Origin of the sequence: Psychrobacter sp. CAL346-MNA-CIBAN-0220 (assembly GCF_040309805.1) — a bacterium.
Lineage (GTDB): Bacteria > Pseudomonadota > Gammaproteobacteria > Pseudomonadales > Moraxellaceae > Psychrobacter.
Genome location: NZ_JBEOPF010000608.1, coordinates 1 through 246 on the forward strand (window position 1 = coordinate 1; position 246 = coordinate 246).

The following is a 246-nucleotide window of genomic DNA, read 5'->3' on the forward strand; positions in this document are numbered from 1 at the left end:
GCGTACGGGCGCTTATACCAAGCTTTTCAGCGACCATTTTTCGACTGCCCTGACATTGATTTAGAGTTTCTAAAATAATGACATGTTCCTGGGCTTTTAGTTCGTCACCTAAACCGTCAACTTCGGCTGGCTTATCCGCATCAACACATTCAGTTGCAACTAACTTCACATCGGCACAATCTAAAATAATGTCATTGACACCAATATCATCATTAACCCGTAATATTAGCGCTCGTTGAATAACAT

The 246-nt window shown here is 41.1% G+C and carries 1 protein-coding gene; it reads right to left on the minus strand.

Annotated elements, in window-relative coordinates:
* Nucleotides 1-246: helix-turn-helix domain-containing protein (locus AAEY88_RS14990; protein ID WP_350563666.1), on the minus strand; the 246-nt coding region annotated here is incomplete at both ends.